Annotated in this window: 12 protein-coding genes; all 12 read right to left on the bottom strand. The window is 72.1% G+C overall.

Features of this window, described 5'->3' with window-relative positions:
* Positions 1–112 precede the first annotated feature (112 nt).
* The 12 genes from AB0L34_RS07160 to AB0L34_RS07105 all read right to left on the bottom strand — a co-directional run bounded on the left by AB0L34_RS07160 (position 113) and on the right by AB0L34_RS07105 (position 18389).
* Positions 113–397 (bottom strand): hypothetical protein, encoded by a 285-nt coding sequence (locus tag AB0L34_RS07160; RefSeq protein WP_363702648.1) that lies wholly within the window; start codon positions 395–397, stop codon positions 113–115.
* Between the two features lie 53 nt (positions 398–450).
* Positions 451–873 carry a YbaB/EbfC family nucleoid-associated protein gene (locus tag AB0L34_RS07155; RefSeq protein WP_363702646.1) on the bottom strand — a complete coding sequence of 141 codons (423 nt, stop codon included), beginning with the start codon at positions 871–873 and terminating at the stop codon, positions 451–453.
* A gap of 88 nt (positions 874–961) precedes the next feature.
* Positions 962–4117 carry a hypothetical protein gene (locus AB0L34_RS07150; RefSeq protein WP_363702644.1) on the bottom strand — a complete coding sequence of 1052 codons (3156 nt, stop codon included), beginning with the start codon at positions 4115–4117 and terminating at the stop codon, positions 962–964.
* 2 nt (positions 4118–4119) lie between these two features.
* A complete protein-coding gene (locus AB0L34_RS07145) occupies positions 4120–4491 on the bottom strand; it encodes a hypothetical protein (RefSeq protein WP_363702642.1) in 372 nt (123 codons plus the stop codon).
* 204 nt (positions 4492–4695) lie between these two features.
* Complete coding sequence (locus AB0L34_RS07140; RefSeq protein WP_091644242.1) at positions 4696–4983, bottom strand: WXG100 family type VII secretion target; 288 nt, start codon at positions 4981–4983, stop codon at positions 4696–4698.
* Between the two features lie 54 nt (positions 4984–5037).
* Positions 5038–5355: a WXG100 family type VII secretion target gene (locus AB0L34_RS07135; RefSeq protein WP_363702640.1), complete on the bottom strand. Its 318-nt coding sequence runs from the start codon at positions 5353–5355 to the stop codon at positions 5038–5040.
* 118 nt (positions 5356–5473) lie between these two features.
* Positions 5474–6805, bottom strand: a complete 1332-nt coding sequence (gene eccB / locus AB0L34_RS07130; protein WP_363702638.1) for a type VII secretion protein EccB — start codon at positions 6803–6805, stop codon at positions 5474–5476.
* A gap of 1 nt (position 6806) precedes the next feature.
* Positions 6807–8186 carry a type VII secretion integral membrane protein EccD gene (gene eccD / locus AB0L34_RS07125; protein WP_363702636.1) on the bottom strand — a complete coding sequence of 460 codons (1380 nt, stop codon included), beginning with the start codon at positions 8184–8186 and terminating at the stop codon, positions 6807–6809.
* A 31-nt stretch (positions 8187–8217) separates the two neighbouring features.
* Positions 8218–10299 (bottom strand): hypothetical protein, encoded by a 2082-nt coding sequence (locus AB0L34_RS07120; protein WP_363702634.1) that lies wholly within the window; start codon positions 10297–10299, stop codon positions 8218–8220.
* A complete protein-coding gene (gene eccCa, locus AB0L34_RS07115; RefSeq protein WP_363702632.1) occupies positions 10296–14270 on the bottom strand; it encodes a type VII secretion protein EccCa in 3975 nt (1324 codons plus the stop codon). The genes AB0L34_RS07120 and eccCa overlap by 4 nt, the downstream gene beginning before the upstream one ends.
* 117 nt (positions 14271–14387) lie before the next feature.
* The gene (locus AB0L34_RS07110; RefSeq protein ID WP_363702630.1) at positions 14388–14897 is read right to left on the bottom strand and encodes a hypothetical protein; all 510 of its coding nucleotides are present in this window, start codon (positions 14895–14897) and stop codon (positions 14388–14390) included.
* Positions 14898–14927: 30 nt separating this feature from the next.
* Positions 14928–18389: an AAA family ATPase gene (locus tag AB0L34_RS07105; RefSeq protein ID WP_363702628.1), complete on the bottom strand. Its 3462-nt coding sequence runs from the start codon at positions 18387–18389 to the stop codon at positions 14928–14930.
* Positions 18390–18392: the final 3 nt, after the last annotated feature.

The following is an 18392-nucleotide window of genomic DNA, read 5'->3' as shown; positions in this document are numbered from 1 at the left end:
CGACCTCACCCATCGCCAACGCCCCCTCCCGCCCCCGATCAGGGGCACTCAGTGCACATCACTCAGCGGCGCCGACCACCGCCCCAGCCCTCGGCCATCTCGTCTCCGCGGATCAACCCCGCGTGCCACCGCTCATGTCCGGGACCATTTCGTTGATGGTGGCCTCGGTGTTCTCCCCGACACGGAAAACGTGGTTCAACTTCTCGCCCTGGAATCCGGCCGCGTCGGCCAACTTGGCGTACGCCATGAGCACGATGCCCGCGATCAATTGCTGCACGGCCGCGCGGGCCTGCAGGCTCAGTTCGTCGTCCGCGGGGACGCCGGCCGCCCACCGGCACTCGGCGATCTGGCGCACCGGGTCCACCGTGCCGATCAGGTGGTCCTTGAACTGGAGCACCGCCGGCACATTCCGGAGCAGGATATCCCCGTGGTGCTCGATCCGTTGCCCACTCATGACGCCGCCGGCCCGGTCCGCCGGTCGGCACCGCCGGAAACCATGCTGGCGATGCCCTCGACAAGTTCCTCGATGCTCCCGGCCGACTGCGCGGCGTCGTCGAGGCCGGTGAGGTGACGCGTCAGCTCGGCGGTGCTGGCCATCGTCTTGCGCTGGGCCTTCTCGCGGGCGGTACGTGCCGTCGTCACGATCAGGTCGGCCAGCTCGGCTGGCGCGAGTCGCCGGTAGGCGTCCCCGTTGAAAGTGATCCGGGTCAGCTCGCCGTGGCCACCCACGGTCACCGACAGCAGCTTCTTCTTGTCCTCCACGGTGGTCTGCGCCCGGGCCACGCGCCGGCGTACCCGTTCGGCCGCCTCGTCGATGTCCTTCAGGGCCGCACGCATCTCGGCCAACAGTTCCTCGTCGCCCAACATGCTCATCCCGACTACCTCCTCTTCTTTCCACGGCTGATCTGCGGCACCGGGTTCACATCGGTGCAACAGTCTTCAACGGCCGGTGCCAGCAGTGTCAACGGCCCCGGTAGCGGCGGCGTTCGTCCTGACTGCCGGGACGCTCGTCGATCGGCATGCCGAACTCGTCCTCCTCGACCCGGGTGTCCCGACCGCGCCGGCCGATCACCGCGGGCGCACAGTCGGGGTCGGTGCCCCAGACCTTCTCGTCCTCCTTCAGCCAGGTGCTGCGCTGGCGGTCACGGTCCTGCCCTTGCTGGGGTGCGCCACCCATGCCCGGCATCATCGGGGGCATGAACGGCATCCCACCGCCCGGCATACCGCCCACGCCGGGCTGCGGGAGACCAGGACCGGCACCCGGACCTGTATTCAGGTTGGTCCCGACCGGGCCTCCGACGGGCACCCCCAGCTTGTCCGGGTTCAGCGCCCCGGACGAGCCGGATACGCCCGGCACCGCCGACAGGCCCCCGGTGCCGACCTGCACCCCGGGAACGTGCGGGAAGCTGGCCGAGCCGGGTCTCGTGACGTCGCCGAGTGCCGGAGGGGTGGTGATGCTCCCGGTCATGCCCGGCTTCGGTGACACGTTCTTACCGTCGACCGTGGTCGGGAACGCATTCCGGTCTATTGGTGCCGACGGCCCGGTGTCGGGCCACGGCAACCTGCCCGCGTCCAGGCCCGGCACGGATCCACCCCCGCCGGAACTCCCCGACGGGTTGGGCGGCAGCCCGAGTTTCGCCCGCTCTTCCGGCGACAGCGGGACATCGTCCAGCAGGCCGCCGCGTTGCAGCGCGTCGAGCTGATCCGGATTGAGCTGACCGAGATTCGTCGCACCGCCCGGCGACAGACCGTTCTTCCGCAGGTAGTCCGCCTGCTCAGCCGTCAGCGGCGCATCGTCCAGCAGCCCGGCCCCGTCCAGCCTCTGCAACTGGGACGGCGTCAGGTCACCCAACGACTGCGGCCCGTTCAGGCCGAGCTTCGCCCGCTGGTCGTTGGTGAGGGGGGTGTCGTCCAGCAGCCCGCCGCGATCCAACGCGTCGAGCTGATCCGGGCTGAGCTGACCGAGATTCGTCGCACCGCCCGGCGACAGACCGTTCTTCCGCAGGTAGTCAGCCTGCTCAGCCGTCAGCGGCACATCGTCCAGCAGCCCGGCCTTGTCCAGTTGCTCCAACTGGGACGGCGTCAGGTCGCCCAACGACTGCGGCCCGGACGGCTTGCGGTTGAGCCCGAGATTGCTGGTCGGCAGGGAACTGCCCGCGCCACCGCCGGTGAACGGATTCTCCAGGCCACCGCCGGCAGACGGGGTGACCGGTTTGGGGGCCGGAATGGGGGGAAGGCCGCTCGCGCCACCGCCGCCAACCACAGCGTCCAAGCCGCCATTGGCGAACGGATTGCCCGCGCCACCGCCCTCGGACGGCATGCCCGACTTGACCTTCAGGTCGGTGGGAAGGCCGCCGCCGGCGCCACCACCGAACGGATTCTCGGCGCCGCCACCAAAGAAACCATCCAAGCCATTGGCGAACGGATTACCCGCACCACCACCGGCACCCGAGTTGGGCATCAGGCTGGCGGGAAGGTCGCCGCCGGCGCCACCACCGAAGGAACCACCCAGGCCATTGGCGAACGGATTGCCCGCGCCACCGCCCTCGGACGGCATGCCCGACTTGACCTTCAGGTCGGTGGGAAGGCCGCCGCCGGCGCCACCACCGAACGGATTCTCCGCGCCACCGGCAGCAAAGGAACCACCCAAGCCATTGGCGAACGGATTACCCGCACCACCACCACCGGCACCCGAGTTGGGCATCAGGCTGGTGGGGAAGAAGGCACCGCCACCGGTGCCGTTGGCGAACGGGTTACCCAGGCCGCCGCCGTTGGGGAACGGGTTGCCGAAGTTCGCTCCCACGTTCGCGAACGGGTTACCCACGTTGGCAAAGGGATTGCCCACGTTCGCGAACGGGTTACCCACGTTGGCAAAGGGATTGCCCATGTTCGCGAACGGGTTTCCCCAGTTGGCGAAGGGGTTACCCATGTTACCGAACGGGTTGTTGGGGAAGCCGCCGTTGGGCATCCCCACGTCGTTAGGCATCGGATTGGGCGGGACCGGCTTCGGGTCGGTGATGCTCATCGGGTTGCGCGCCTCGGCGAACACCGACACCAACTTCTTCGCCGCGAGCACCGCCGGCTCGAAGGTCTTGAGGGCGTTGTCGGCCCACATCTGGCGCAGATGCTGGTCCAGCTTGTTCCACTCGGGGATGCTGAAGGCGTCGAACGAGTGGTACTTCACCCACGCGGGCGGCGTCCACATGACGGTACCCGCGTCCGAGCCACCGAACTTGGTTCCCTGGCGGTCGAATCCTGCCTGGTCCCCGGTGTCGGCGTACTGCTGACCCAGGTCCCAGGCGTTCGACTGGCCGTCGTGCAGGTCGCCGTACTGGAGCGTGCTCTCGTTGAACATCGTGGCGATGACCCGGTACGGGTGCTGCCAGGTGCCGGCCGGGTGGATCGAGGACCACTTCTCGAAGGTGTCGGCCACCGCCGTGATGAAGTCCCTCATGGCCTGCTCGACCTGGGCCAGCGTGGTGTCCCACTGCTTGGCCTGGGGCATGATGTCGGCGAGGTACTTGTTCGCCTCCTGCACCCGGTGCCGCCAGGCCGATTCGGCGGAGCCCTTGAAGTCGGGGCTCTTGGCGTTCACCGACTTGACCTGATCGGTCAGCTCGCTCGAGATCCCCAGCGCATGGGTGGCCAGGTTGGCCAGGATCTCGCGGACCGACCCGATCGAGTCCGGATCGAACGCTTTGTTCGGCCCGGCCACCTTGGGCAGGTCCGCGATCATCCGCTCCCACGCGTTGCCGAGCGAGACGACCGGGTTGCCGTCGGCGTTGGTCGAGTTTCCCGGGTCGGTGGAGTTGCCCTTCTGCCCCTGGGTGTCGTCCCTGCTGGTCACGCCCACCCACACCGTCACCCGGGTGATGTGCTTGGTCGCCCCGCTCTGCTTCCATCGGTAGAAGGTGACCGCGTCCTTGTTGTACTCCGGCATCCAACTGCCGGTGTGCTTGAGCGTGCTCGTCTGGGTGATCAGCCAGTAACCGGGCCCCTTGATGCTCCGCGGTCGGAAGTTGTCGTTGATGGAAGCCTTTTCCCCGCCCTCTCCACCGCCGAGCACCAGCCCCAGAATGCTCGCCAGGGCATCCTCGAACGTCGCGGTGTTCGCCATGACTAACCCCCGGCTTTGGGCATGAAGTACTCGAACTGCTCGGCGCTCAGCGTGCTCGTCTGCTCGACGGCGTCGGAGTCGGCCAGCAGGAACTTGATGCCGTGCTCCAGGTTGTTGAGCTCGACCCGCGCGCCCTTGAGCCGGTTGGCCAGGCCGGCCCGGACGACGTCGATCGCCCCCGTCAGGTCCTCCGCCTCGGTGAAGCCCTTCCCGCCGAGGCGCAGCTTGAACTGCTTGGTGATGTCGACAGTCGAATCCGGCAGGGAGCCGTACGGGTAGACCTTGCCGTACATGAGATCGATCTCGTCGACCTGCTTGGTGTAGGTGCCGTGCAGCTTCCGCAGGTAGCTCTCGTTGATGACGATGTTCTTCATCGTGTGTTCCTCTCGGATGGAGACGGGCCAGCGGGACTCGGCTGTCCGTACCCGGCCGGGGTCGAGGTCCGGGCGAGTCCGTGGACAGCGGTGGGTCAGACGCGCTGGTCCACCCGGCGGTGCGGCGGAGCAGCGCGCCTGACCCGGTATCGGCTCGGCGGAACTGCCGTCCCGACCTCGTGCGAGGTCAGGTTCGGCGGGGTACTAGCTGAAGATGGCCGCGCCCCGGTTGTCGCCGTGCTGGTAGTTGACGTTGATCTCCTGAAGGCGCTGCTGCCCCAGGGCCAGGGCCGCCCTCATCTCCTGCTGGCCCTGGTTCCACAGCGCCTGGGCGGCCTTGTATGCCTCCGGCGCCTGACCGTTATTGGCCGCGGTGAACCTCGCCACCGAGGTCTGGAGGTTCGCCAGCGACTGGTCGAGCTCGCGGGTCTCCCTGGCCATCTCGTCGGCGACGGCCTGAACCGCAGCGGGATTAATGCTGTAGTTGGCCATTCTCGGCCTCCTTGTCGTTCGTCGGTCCGGGTTCCACAGGTGAGGGTTCGGCGGTCAGCCGACGGCCCAGCCGCCGGCCCGCATCGCGCTGTCGTCTTCGGTCGTGGTGGTCAGTTGCGCGTACTGCTGCATGTTCTGGTTGAGCATGTCCAGGCCCGCCTGGACCTTCTGGAAGCCGTTCAGCCACTGCTGGACGGCCTGGAGGAACCGCGGCGCGGCCGAGTCGCTCTGCCACTGGGCGGACAGGTTGCTGCTGGCGGCCGTGACGGCCTGCTGGCTGTTCTTGGCCTCGGCCTGCGCCTGGCCGAACGCCATGACCATGCCCTTGATGGTCGCCTCATCGGCGACAATTCCCTGCCGGTTGACTGGCATGACTCTCCTTGTCTTCTATCGGTCGTGTTGTTGCGATAGGTGGGACATGTGCTCGCGGCCTGTCGCGTCCGTCCGAGGGGCGGGCCACGGCGGCGGGACGTTCGGGTACCCCGCGGCCTCACCTCCCTTCCGGCCGGACCAGTGCCGGCCCGGGGGGCAGCATGGCGACCAGTGGGGTGGGCATGACCACCGCCTGGTCGAGGGAGTAGCCCAGGGTGGTGACGTCGCCGCCCATGATCGGGTAGGCGATCCCCCGCTCGTTGACCAGCAGGCCCTGCTGCCGCCACCGGTCGGTCTCGGCGTCGGCCGGGGGCATCAGCAGCGCTCCCCCGCCCGACGGCACCCGCACCGTCACTGCGGTCTTCCCGCCGCTGCCGCCGGTCGGCATGCCGGTCCCGCTGACCAGGACGACCGTGGGTTTCTCGTCGGCCCGGCCCGCGTACTCCACGCAGACCACGGCGTCCTCGGGCATGGACGGTGGCACTGGTGGGGTGGCCGGCAGCGTGGTCAGCGGGCGCACCGGGCTGCGCTGACCGGCGGCGGCCAGATCGGCCGGGGTGATGGCGGTCTCCCTGGCCCCGCCCGGCGTGGCCCGCTGCAACCGGTACTCGGTCTCGGTCAGCGGGGCCAGCCCGTCGGTGGTCATCAGGTAGTGGTTGACCGTGCCGTTGCCCAGGTCCACGCCGAACATCTGGCCGATCGACGTCGGCCGGCCGGCCACCCTCGGCCCGGCGCCGCCGGCCCGGGCCACCTTCGGTGGGCCGACCGTGCCGCCCAACGGGATCGACTCCAGCCAGGCGGTCGCCACCGGTACGGGAGCGAGCAGCCCCAGCCCCAGCACGTCGGCCATCCACGGCTGGGGAAGGAGCAGCCGTCGCCCGCCCCACAGCAGGTAGGTCTTGCCGCCCGCGGTGACCGGCAGCGCATGCCCGTCGCCGAGCGGATCGGGGGCCGCCGGCACGTCGACGTCGAGCACGATCCGGCCGGTGTCCCGGCTACAGGCCCGCCACACGCCCTGGTTGACCCGGTTGGCCGCAGGCAGCACCTGCGGCCCGGCCGGGGTACCCACCGGCGGGCCCTGCGGCACCTTGGCGAGTTTGGACGAGGAGACGGTGACCGGGGTGAGTCGACCGCCGGCCAGCAGGGTGGCCGTCGCCACGTCGTTGACCAGGCGCAGTTGACCGTCGACCAGCACGTACCGCGCGCCGGTCGAGGAGTCCACCACCAGCATCCGCGGCTGCTGCCAACTGGTCGATCCCGATCCCGGCATCAGCGCCCAGATCGCGACCCCGGCCAGCACCAGGATCCCGAGCACGAGACCGGCGAGCGTGCCGGTGCGGTCCCGGCGGGTCGGTGACTCGGCGGTCTCCGGCTCGGCCCGCACCAGCGCACCGGTCACCCGGGTCATCATGTACCGCTGGGCGTCCACCTGGTCACGACGCGACGACATGTCAACCCACCCGCGCCCGGATCACGTCGATCAGGCCGGTGATGACCACGACGGTCGGCCCGAGGGCGGCCACCATCGCGGTGTGCGCCAGGTCGCCCATCCGGCCCCAGATCGGGTTGAACCGCCGGCCGACCGGGATCCGCGCGGCCACCCCGCACGCCACCGCCAAGAGGAGGCAGCAGCCGATGGCCAGTTGGGCGGCGAGCGGACTCCGGTCCGTGGGCGCGGTCAGGCACCAGGCCGCCATGGCCACCAACGCCGGGCCGGCCAGCGCCACCCGGTGCCAGATGCTCGTCATCGGGCGGGTGACCAGGATCTGGGCAACGGCGGCCAGCCAGGCGGCCAGCGGTGCGGCCCAGCCGGGCGAGGTCGCCAGCCACACCATCGCGGCCCCGGAGACCAGTCCGAGCGCCGCGTACAGGGCGGTCATGAACTGGTCGGCGGCGGCGGCCCGGGTGAGCACCCCGGCGGCCGGTTCCGGGTCGATGTCCTTCTGGAGGTCCGCCGGCTCGACGGGCATCTCCGGCAGGGCGAGCCCGGCGAGCTTGAAGGCGGCCGACGGTACCGCCGGGCGCAGCGCCGTGGTGACGACGACCGTGATCGCGGCGATCGTGGTCCAGTCCAGCGTGGCCCTGGTGTGCAGTGCGAACGCGGCGACGACCAGCAGCCATGCCGCCAGCAGGCCGACGGTGACCTGCCGCCAGCCGGTGCGCGGGAAGACGAACGCGGCCACCAGCAACGCGGCGACGGTGCCGGCGGTGGCACCCAAGAAGATCAACCGGGGTACGGAGGCACCGGCGACCGCCTCCAGCGCGGCGACCACCGTACCGACCACACTGGCGGCCCCCAGGATGCCGGCCGTGGCCCGGTCGGCCAGCTTGCGCACCACCGCGAAGCCCGCGACGAAGCACATCACCGCCATCGCCGCGAGCAGCACCGGGTTCCGGGACTCGGCCGGCCACATCCGCGCGGCGGCCAGCCAGGCGGTCAGCCAGGCGGCCAAGAGCAACAGGGCGGTGATCCGCGTGGTCTGCGGACGCCACAGCCCGGACCGCTTGCGGATGCCGGCCGAGACGCCGTCGACCAGGTCGTCGTAGGCCAGCGGCGGGATCTGGTCGGTACGCGGGCGTAGGTGCACGACCTCGCCGTCGAGCAGGTCGAGATCGCCGACGGTGCGCGACTCGTCGAAGGCCGGCCCACCCAGCCGCTGGACGATCCAGCCGCTGTGCTCCAGCCCGCGATCGGCGAGGTCCGGTCCCAGCGCGCTCAGCAGGGCCGGCATCATGTCGGCCAACGGGATGTGGGTGGGCAGACTCACGTCGACCTGGCTGGTCGGTCCGACGACCAGCAGCCGGCAGAGTTCCCCGCGCTCGGCGCTCATATCCCGAACACGTGTGCACGGTCACGGGAGTTCACAAGTTTTTCGTCCGCGCCGATTGCTGCCTGCGGGCGGCGGGCAGCAGTCGGGCCGGGACCGTGCGCTCGCCGAGGAACCAGTACTCCCGGCCGGCGGCCTGCGCTCCGGCTCCGTCAGCATCGCCGGAGTGGGCACCGGAACCGAACCAGGTGGCCGGTGTCGCGGTGCGGTCCAGCAGTGCCTCCGCCTCGGGTGGCAGTACCACCACGTCGAGGGTCTGGTCCTGGTTGCGCCGCCGGTCGGTGACCGACGTGACCGGGCCGAGGTCGGTGGAGAGGTGCCCGAACGCGAGCAGCAGCGCGGTCCACGCGGTGTCCGGCTCGGGCAGTCCACGCACCAGCGGAGCGACCCCGGTGAGGCAGAGGTCCCCGGAGCGCGACAGGTGCTGCCAGCGCAGCAGGTCCACGCAGGCGATCAGGGTCGGCAGCGGGTCCGGGTCGGGGCAGGCGACCGGCGGTTGGCCGTCGACCGGCGGCAGCCAGCTCAGCTCGCTGTGCCCGCGTACCGCCGGCGCCGGCTTGACCAGGTCGGCCGCGCCGATGCCCAGCCGGGCCAGCAGCCAGTGGTGCACCCGCCCGGTACGCATGGCGGTAACCGCCCAGGTCCAGGAGGCCGGCTCCCCGCGCCACCCCGACGCCGCCGCGACCGGCGGGTCGGACCCGGCTCGCGGGTCCGAGGTGGGCGATGGATCCGGCCCGGCCGGCGCGTCCGAGCCAGCCGGCTGGGGGGTGTCGGCGGCGTACACGTCGCGCGGGTCGCGCAGGTAGTTGTACCGCGCGCCCTCCAGCCACAACGCCAGCGCGGGATGCCCCGCCGGGGCCAGGATGACATCGTTGAGGACGATCTCGTCGGTGAGCGCGTGCAGCGTGAACCCGTGCGTCGACGCAGCGACCCGGTCGAACAGCTCCGGCAACCGGGCCGGCCCGTCGGCCTCCGGCGGCCCGTGCCACCGGCCCCGGAACAGCCGGTACCCACCGCCCGGCGGGCTTTCGGCACCCTGACCCGCCGGGCTGTCGGCCGGCTCGTCCGGCGGGAGCGCGACGTCCGGGAGGAAGTGCAGGTCACCGTCGGCGTACAGGCCGCCGAACCGGTGCACCACCTCGACCCGTAGGTGGTCGCTGGCCGCCGCGAAACCCTGCGGCAGCCCCCGGTTCAGCTCCAGGGCGTACGGGCTGTGCAGGGTCATCGGCGCGTTCGCGTGGAACAGCTCGGCCACGCTCACCAGGTGGATGCCGTGGGTGTCGGCCCAGGTCAGCAGGGCGCGTACCGGGGCCAGCGGATCAGGTTGGCCGGCCGGGGCGGGCGGGGTAGCGCGGGCCGCGTCGAAGCGGGCCCGTGGGATGTCCGTCCACAGCACGAAGTCGACCTGGCCGGCGTAGCTGTCGGCCGCCGCGCCGTAGTTGGCCCAGAAGCCGTTCGACTCGGGCAGCGGCCGGCCGAGCCAGACGCCGTGCACCACGTGCGGGATGGCGGTGGTGTCGGGAAGCGGCGGCGTGTGCTCCGGTTGACCCCAGAGTCGGGCGGCCCCGTCGCGCCGGAACGTGCTGACCCGGCCGGCGTCGGCGGCGAGGGCCGCCGGCTCCAGGTCGGCGGCGCTCGGGGCCGGACGCGTCATGCTCACCCGCCGCAACAGCGGCGCGACCAGGTGCGGGGCGAGACGGCGTACGTCGGTGCCGGCGAGGAACGCCGGTGCCGGCGGGAGCCGGCGGGAGCCGAAGACGTCGCCGCCGATCCAGCGGCGGGCCAGGTTCTCCTCGGCCGCCCAGGTGTACAGGGCGGGGTAGGTCATCCGGCGCAGCCAGTCCAGCAGCCCGGTGTCGCAGGGCCAGGCGGTCGGCGCGGCGGACGGTCCGGGCAGGCAGGCCAGGGCCCGCAGCCGCCGCGCCAGTTCCTCAGCCGCCGAATATGCCGAAGCGGACTCGGCGGGCTCGACCGGCTCGGCGGGCCCGACCGCCGCGTAAGCCGCAGCGTGTCCGGCGGGCTCGACCGGCTCGGCGGGCCCGACCGCCGCCACCGGCCTGGCGGTGCGGGCCGGTGGGGTGGGCGTACGGCGCGGGCGGGTGGCGGTGCGGGTCATCGGCCGGCCCCGGTGGGCACCACGGGCGCGGGTACCAGTGCCGTCTGGACCAGCCGTCCGCCGCGCCGGGTGCACAGCAGCGCCCGACCCGGGGGCAACGGGCGCGGCTTGATGTTGCCCAGCAGCGGGCCCTCCGTCGGCGGGCAAGACAGCGCCACGTCCGGAGTGTTCAGTTCCTGGATGCGCCGCAGCAGCGGGTCCATCGACAGTCGCATCGCCCCGGCCGCGGCCCGCGCGACGACCACGTGCAGGCCGATGTCGCCGCCCTGGGGCAGCAACGGGATCAGGTGGGCCAACGGGTTCTCGTGCCCGGCGAGCAGTTCGTAGTCGTCGACCAGGACGTACAGCGCGGGGCCGGACCACCAGTCGCGGGCACGTAGCTGCTCCGGGGTGATGTCGGGGCCGGGAACCCGCGGCCGGAGGCCGGCCAGCGCCTCGGCGGCGGTGTCCCGGGTGCTGTCCGGCGAGACCGAGTAGCCGAGCCGGTACTCGGCCGGTACGTCGTCGAAGAGCTGCCGCCGGTAGTCGACGGCCATGATGCGCGCCTGGGCCGGGGCGTGGCTGGCGACGATCGCGTGGGCGATGAGGCGCAGCAGGTTCGTCTTGCCGCTCTCGGTGTCCCCCAGCACGGTCAGGTGGGGCATCGCCCGGAAGTCGTGCCACACCGGCGCGAGCTGGTCCTCGTCCACACCGAGCGCGATGCGGGCACCCTGCGGCGCCGGCAGCTCGGCCATCGGCAGCGAGGCCGGCAGGGTGCGTACCGCGGCGGCGCGTTCCCCGGTCCAGTTGTCCGCCACCGCGGACACCAGGTGCTCGGTGGCCGCGGCGAGCCCCTCGGCCGACTGGACGCCGTCGATGCGCGGCAGCGCGCCGAGGAAGTGCAGCTTCGCGTCGGTCAGCCCGTGCCCCGGGCGGCGGGGCACCTGGGCCGCCGCGCGCAGGTCGATCCCGGACTCCACCGGGTCGCCCAGGCGCAGTTCGAGGCGCGTTCCGACCTTGTCCCGCATCGACATGTGCAGCTCCGACCAGCGGCCCATGGTGATCATCACGTGCACCCCGTAGTTCAGGCCACGGGCCGCGATGTCCCGGGCCATCTCCTCCGCCGGCTCGAACTCCTGGCGCAGCACGAACCACCCGTCCACGACCAGGAACACGTCGCCGAACCGGTCCTCCGAGATGCGCCCGTCGGCCTGCGCCTGCCGGTAGGCGTCCCGGCCGTGGATGCCCAGCTCCGCGCAGCGCCGTTCCCGCTCGATCAGGATCGAGCGGACCTCGGCCACCGTGCGGCCCACCCGCTCCGGTTCGTGCCGGCCGGCGACCCCGCCGACGTGCGGCAGGCCGGTAAACCCGGTCAGCGAACCGCCGCCGAAGTCGAGGCAGTAGAACTGCACCTCTCGCGGCGAGTGGGTCAGCGCCAGCCCGCACACCAGCGACCGCAGCAGGGTGCTCTTGCCGCTCTGCGGTCCGCCGGCCACGCCCACGTGCCCACCGACCCCGGACAGGTCCACCACGAGCAGGTCGCGCATCTGCTCGAACGGCTTGTCGATCAGACCGACCGGCACCCGCAGGTACCCCTGCTGGCCGGCGTCGATCGGACGCAGCCCGTGCTCGGGGTCGGGCAGCAGCGGCGGCAGCACGTCGTCCAGGGTCGGCGCGTCCTCCAGCGGCGCCATCCACACCTGGTGTGCCGGCGGACCCTGGTCGACCAGCCGGTCCACCAGCGCGTGCAGCACGGTGGTGCCGGTGTCGGTCGACTCGTCCGGCGCCGGCTCCGACGGCGGGCGCGGGGCCGGGACGGCGGGCGCGGCGGCCCCGGCGGTGAACGCGACCACCTGGCTGGCGATCACCTCGCGGTGCAGCCCGGTGCTACGCACCCGGTGCGGGCCGGACACGTACGCGGCCCGGAACCGGGTGATGCTGGTGACGCTGGAGCGCAGGTATCCGTTGCCCGGATCGCCCGGCAGCTCGTACGCGTCGGGTACGCCGATGACCGCCCGCGACTCCATCGCGGAGAAAGTACGCAGCCCGATGCGGTACGACAGGTGGCCCTCCAACTGGTGGATGCGCCCGTCCTCAAGGCGCTGCGAGGCCAGCAGCAGGTGCACCGCGAGCGAACGGCCGAGCCGACCGATCATCACGAACAGCTGGATGAACTCGGGGTTGGCCGCGATCAGCTCGCTGAACTCGTCCACCACCACGAACAGGGTGGGCAGCGGGTCGAGTTCGGCACCCTGGGCGCGGGCCTTCTCGTAGTCGCGCGCCGAGGTGAAGTTCCCGGCGCTGCGCAGCAGTTCCTGCCGGCGTACCAGTTCCCCCTGGAGGGTGGTCTGCATCCGGTCGACCAGCGCGGCCTCGTCGGCCAGGTTGGTGATGAGCGCGGAGACGTGCGGCAGCCGGTCCAGCCCGACGAAGGTGGCCCCGCCCTTGAAGTCCACCAGCACGAAGTTGAGGGTCTCCGAGGAGTGCGTGGCCGCCAGGGCCAGCACCAGGGTGCGCAGCAGCTCGCTCTTGCCCGAGCCGGTGGCGCCGATGAGCATGCCGTGCGGCCCCATCCCGCCCTCGGCGGACTCCTTGATGTCCAGCTCGATCGGGGAGCCGTCGGCGGCCACCCCGATGGGCACCCGCAGCCGGTCGGCGGGCGAGCGGGACTCCCACCGGGCGCGCGGGTCGAAGGTGTCCAGGTCGGGGATGTCGAGCAGGTCGGGCAGGTCGAGGACGGCGCTGAGCCCGCTGGCCGGCTGCTCGCCGGTGACCTTGGTGGCGTGCCGGGCCATGATCCGGGCCAGCGTCCGCAGCCGGGGCAGGTCCAGGTGGTCGGGTGCGGCGAGCCGGGTGCGCACCTCCCGGCCCACATGATCCTTCTCGATCATGTCCACGTCGGTGGCGGACACCTCCAGGTTGAGCACGTTGTCCCCGTCGGCGAGGCCACTGCCGTCGAAGTCGACGAGGACGGCGTTGCGGTACCCGGAGACGGTCAGCCGGGCGCCCGGCGGGATGACGCCGCCGTCGCAGACCACCACGACGAACGGCTCCTCGCGGGAGGGCTGGGCGTCGTCGTCGAACCGGGAGCGGCCCGCGAACTCCCCGCCCAGCAGCCGCTCCACCTCTTCCAGCGTGGTGCCGAACAGGCGTACCGGCCCGGCCACGTCGACGTCGGTGGCGTGCTTGGCGTGCGGCAGCCACTTGGCCCACTCCCACTGCCCGGCCTGCTCGGCGCCGACGCAGAAGGCCAGCCGCAGCTCGTCCGGGGCGTGGAAGGCGGCCAACTGGGCGAGCATGGCGCGCACCATGCCCCGCGCCACGTCCCGGTCGCCACTGATCCGCACGTGCGCGAAGCCGGGCAGGCACAGCGCGACGGGCTGGTCGGGCACGGTCGTGTACGCCTTGATGAACCGGCGCAACGCCTTGGCGCACACCGGTTCCAGGTCCTCCACCGGCTTGGTGTCGAGCGGGGTGATCCGCACCGCGAGCCGCTGGGCACCGGTGCCGACCCGGATCTCGCCGAAGTCCGGATGCGTCGGCCGGCGCTCCCACAGCCGGCTGGTCATCGCCAGCGACCACAGCGACTCCGGGTCGGGGTGCCGCCAGGCCAGCGCGTCCCGCTGTTCCGCCGCGTACTGGCGGACCTGCGCCCTGGTCTGGGACAGGTAGCGGAAGTAGTCGCGCCGGTCGCCGTTGATCTGCTGCTTGCGGTTGCCGCCGGCCATCGTCATCTGGAACACGGCCATGCCCAGCATGCCGCCGCCCATCAGGACCAGCATGACCATGCCCATGGGGCCTCTGAGCGAGTTGCTCATCATCATGAACATGAACCCGCCGGTCATCAGCAGGCTCGGCAGGATCATCCCGAGCGAGCGGAACCCGGCGGGCTGGACCTCCGGGACGACCGGCGGCTCCTGCAGGGTGATCTCGCCGTGCGGCAGCTCGGGTCCGTTGCGGCGGGCCGGCCGCCGGAAAGGTCTGGTGCTCACATTCCCTACACGGCTGCGGGCCGGAAAGGGTTGACCGGGACCGGGATCGATACTGTCCGCACCGCGAGACTGCGGAGACGCCGTCGGCCGGGTGGGGCGGGCCGGGCCCGCGGGCGATCAGAACGACCGCCTCCGCAGGGGGGTTCCCGCCGACCCCGGCCGACCGTACGACCGCAACCTCTCCGGCGTCGCATCCGCGCCGTCCATCGCCGGGAGCACCGGCATGTCCGGCAGCCCGTGCAGGTTGACGTCGACGGCGAAGGGCACCCCGGCCGCTCCCTCCTCCGGGTCACCCGCCGACGCCGGCCGGGTGAGCAGCAGCTTCAGGTCGTCGTGTCCACGGTCACCGGTCCAATACACGTCCTTCGTCGCGATCAACCGCTGGAACTCGTTGCCGCACCGGACGATGGCCCCCGCCTCCACCGAGACGTTCGGCCGCCACACGCCGTCACCCCGGTTGTGTTCGAACCGCAGCCTCCAGCGCCGCCCACTCGCGGACGCCGACGTCCCGACCTCCAGTTCGAGGATCTTCTGGACGTCGCCGGAGAACACCAGCCGCTGCGCGTAGAGGGACTCCTTGCCCACCACCGTGATCCGCCACGTACCGCTCATACTCACTGCCGGCATCTCCAGGCACCTTCTCTCGTCGCTACTGGGTCAGGCGGCCAGGGCTGCCCGTACGTCGGCCGCGTACAGCTGGCGCATGTCGTCGACCGTCGGTGCGGCCGCGCGGCGCAGCCGGTTGGCCTGCTTGGTGATGGTGCGTTCGAGCAGCTGGCGGGCGTACCGGCCGTTGCCGAAGCTCTCGTCACGGGTCAGGCTGTCGAAGTGCTCCGACAGCACCGGGAGGCAGTCGTTGCTGAAGTCGAAGCCGCTGTCGCGGGCCAACGTCTGCACGATGGACACCAGTTCCGAGGCGGTGTACGACTCGAACGGGACCTGCCGGCTGAACCGGGAGGCCAGGCCCACGTTGTTGGCCAGGAACCGGCGCATGTCCCCGGTGTACCCGGCCGCGATCACCACGATGTCGTCCCGATGGTCCTCCATCAGCTTCACCAGCGTGTCGATGGCCTCCCGACCGAAGTCGTTGCCCTGGCCGGCCAGCGCGTACGCCTCGTCGATGAAGAGCACGCCGCCGCGCGCCCGGTTGAACACGTCGGTGGTCTTGACGGCGGTGTGTCCGACGTACTCGCCGACCAGGTCGGCCCGGGACACCTCGACGAGCTGCCCGGTGCGCAGCACACCCATCGCGTTGAGCAGCTGCCCGTACAGTCGGGCCACGCTGGTCTTGCCGGTGCCGGGCGCCCCGGCGAAGACCAGGTGCCGGGAGATCGTCGGGGCGGGCAGGCCGGCCCGGGTCCGGGCCTCGGTGGAGGCGATCAGATCGATGACGTCGGTCACCTCGCGCTTGACCGCGTCCAGACCGACCATCGCGTTCAGCTTCCCGAGCAGGTCCTGGACGGCCTGCGCCACGCCGGCCGCCGCCGACGGCGCAGCCGCCTGTTCGCCCAGGTCCTCCGGCAGCAGCCGGGCCAGTTCCAGGTCCGATGCCTGCGGGTTGTTCGACAGCCGGTACGCCTGACGCCCCAGCATGTCCTCGAAGACCTGCCGCGCCACCCGGGCGTTGCCGAAGGTCTCGTTGCGGGGCATGTCGCTGAAGTGGCGCACCACGGCCTGCCGCGTCTCGTACTCCAGCGCGTAGTGGTGGGTACGGCAGAGCCGCTCGACGATCTCGGCCAGTTCGTCGTCGGAGTAGCTGTCGAACTGGATGGTACGGGCGAAGCGGGACTCCAGACCCGGGTTGGCGGCCAGGAAGGTACGCATGTTCGGGGTGTAGCCGGCGACCACCACGACCACCTCGTCCCGGTGGTCCTCCATCAGCTTGACCAGGGTGTCGATGGCCTCCCGGCCGAAGTCGTGGCCACTGCCCCCGCCGGTCGAGAGCGTGTACGCCTCGTCGATGAACAGCACCCCGCCCAGGGCCTCCTCGAACCGGGCCGTGGTCTTCACCGCGGTGCCGCCGACGTGCTCGGCGACCAGGTCGCTGCGGGACACCTCGACCAGCTGCCCGCTGGAGAGCACCCCGAGGGTGGTCAGGATCCGGGCGAAGATGCGGGCCACGGTGGTCTTGCCGGTGCCGGGCGGCCCGGCGAAGACCAGGTGCCGGGACATGGGCGGTACGTGCAGCCCGGCCTCCCGGCGACGCTTGGCGATCTGGTTGAGCCCGACCAGGGTGGCCACCTCGTGCTTGACGCCGGCCAGGCCGACCAGCCCGTCCAGTTCGCGCAGCAGCGCGGCCACCGGCCCGTCCGCCTCCCCGCCGCCACCCGGGACGCCGGCACCGGGGCCACCGGAACCCGGGCCGCCGCTGGCGGGGACCGCCGGAGCGGGAGACCCTACGTCGGACGGCGCGGGACCCGACGGGCGGGCACCGGCCGGCTTCCCGGGCGGGGTGACGCCCGAACCGGTGCCTCCGGTCGGGGCCGGAGCGGACTTCGGGGCGTCGGCCACCGGTGTGTCCGGCCGCCCGGCCCCGGGCGGCGGGAGGGAGATCGGGCGCCCGTTGTGGCCGGTGTCCACTCCCGACAACTCGACTGCGGCGGTCGGGCTCGGCGCGTCCACGGCGACGCCGCCATTGCCACGCACCACCCCGCCGTGGAGCCGCACCGGCGCGTCGGTCTCCACCACGACACCCGGGCCCTGGTTGCCGACAATCTCGCAGTCCGTCGCGGTGACGGAGCTGCCGGCGCCGGCCCGGATCCCCGGACCGCGACTGCCGCTGACCCGGCTGCGGGACAGCGTGGCCGCGCTGGGGCCGCCGGTCCGCACGCCCGCCCCACCCGACTCCTCCACGGCCATCGAGGACAGGGTGGGCCGGGCGTTCCCGGCCACCTCCACGCCGACCCGGCAGCCGGTGATCCGGGAGTTGGACAACACGGTGGTCGCGCTGTCGGCGAGCTTCGCCCCGGCGGTCCGCGCCCCGGTGACCTGGCCGTTGGAGAACCGGCCGGCTCCGCCGGTCGCGTGCAGGCCGTACCGGACGCCCTCGATGGTCAGGCCGTGCAGGTGCGGGTCGGCTTCCTGCTCGATCGCCACGCCGATAGGGACGTCGCGGACCCCGACCCCGTCCAGCCGCGCCCTCGACCGGCCGGTCAGGAACACACCCGCGTCGGCGCAGTCCGCCACGGCACCGCCGGTGAGGTGCGGCGTCGCCGTGCCGTTGACCACCACCCCGGCCGCGCCGCAGTCGCGCACCTCGCAGTTGGTCAGCGTCGGCGCGGAGGCGTCCCGGCAGTCGAGGCCGTGGCCCCGGGCCCGGGTGACGCGCGTGTCGGAGAGCGCGGGCGCCGCCTGCCCCATGGTCACCACGGCGTGCACCCGGGCGTCCCGGATCTCGCAGCGCTCCAGCACCGGGGTCGCCCGGTCGCTGACGAGCAGCCCGACCTCGCCGCCGGACACCGTGGTCCCGGTCAGATACGGCCGGGCTGTCTGCTGCGCGACGACGGCGTACTGGCCGACCTCGTCGATGCGGCAGTCCTCCAGGCGCGGGGCGCTGGCGCCCACGGCCAGGAGGGCCGCCTCCGCGACCCCGGTGAACGTACAGTCCCGGAACACCGGGGCGCTCGACCCGGCCGTCATGATCGCGCACTTGGCGATGCCGTTCATCCGTACGCGGGTGTACTCGCCCGCACCGGCCTCGTGGACCACGCCGGCCCCGCCGGAGTTGCTGATCGCGCCGCCGCGCATCTCCACGGTGCCCCCGCGCACGTGGATCGCGGCCGCCGCCGTGGCGTCGACGGTGCACGCCTCCAGACGGACCCGGCCGGCCGCCACCTGGAGCAGTGGCATCCGCTCGTCGCCGCCACGGATGGCGATGTCCTGGATCAGGATCTCGCCCCCGGCGGCCAGGATGGCCCCGCCCGGGGGCACCTCGATGGTGACGGTGCCCGGTCCGTCCTCGGCGACCAGGACGACGTTCCGGCGGAACAGCGGCGCCTCGCGGTACACGCCGGGGCGTACCGCGACGGTGTCGCCGGGCGCCGCCGACTCCAGTGCCCGGGAGATGTCGGTGAGGCATCCGGTGTCCCTGGCCGACACCGACAGCACGCTGGTGGTCACCGG

This window comes from Micromonospora sp. NPDC052213 (genome assembly GCF_040679695.1).
GTDB lineage: Bacteria > Actinomycetota > Actinomycetes > Mycobacteriales > Micromonosporaceae > Micromonospora.
This window is presented reverse-complemented; position numbering and strand designations above follow the sequence as displayed.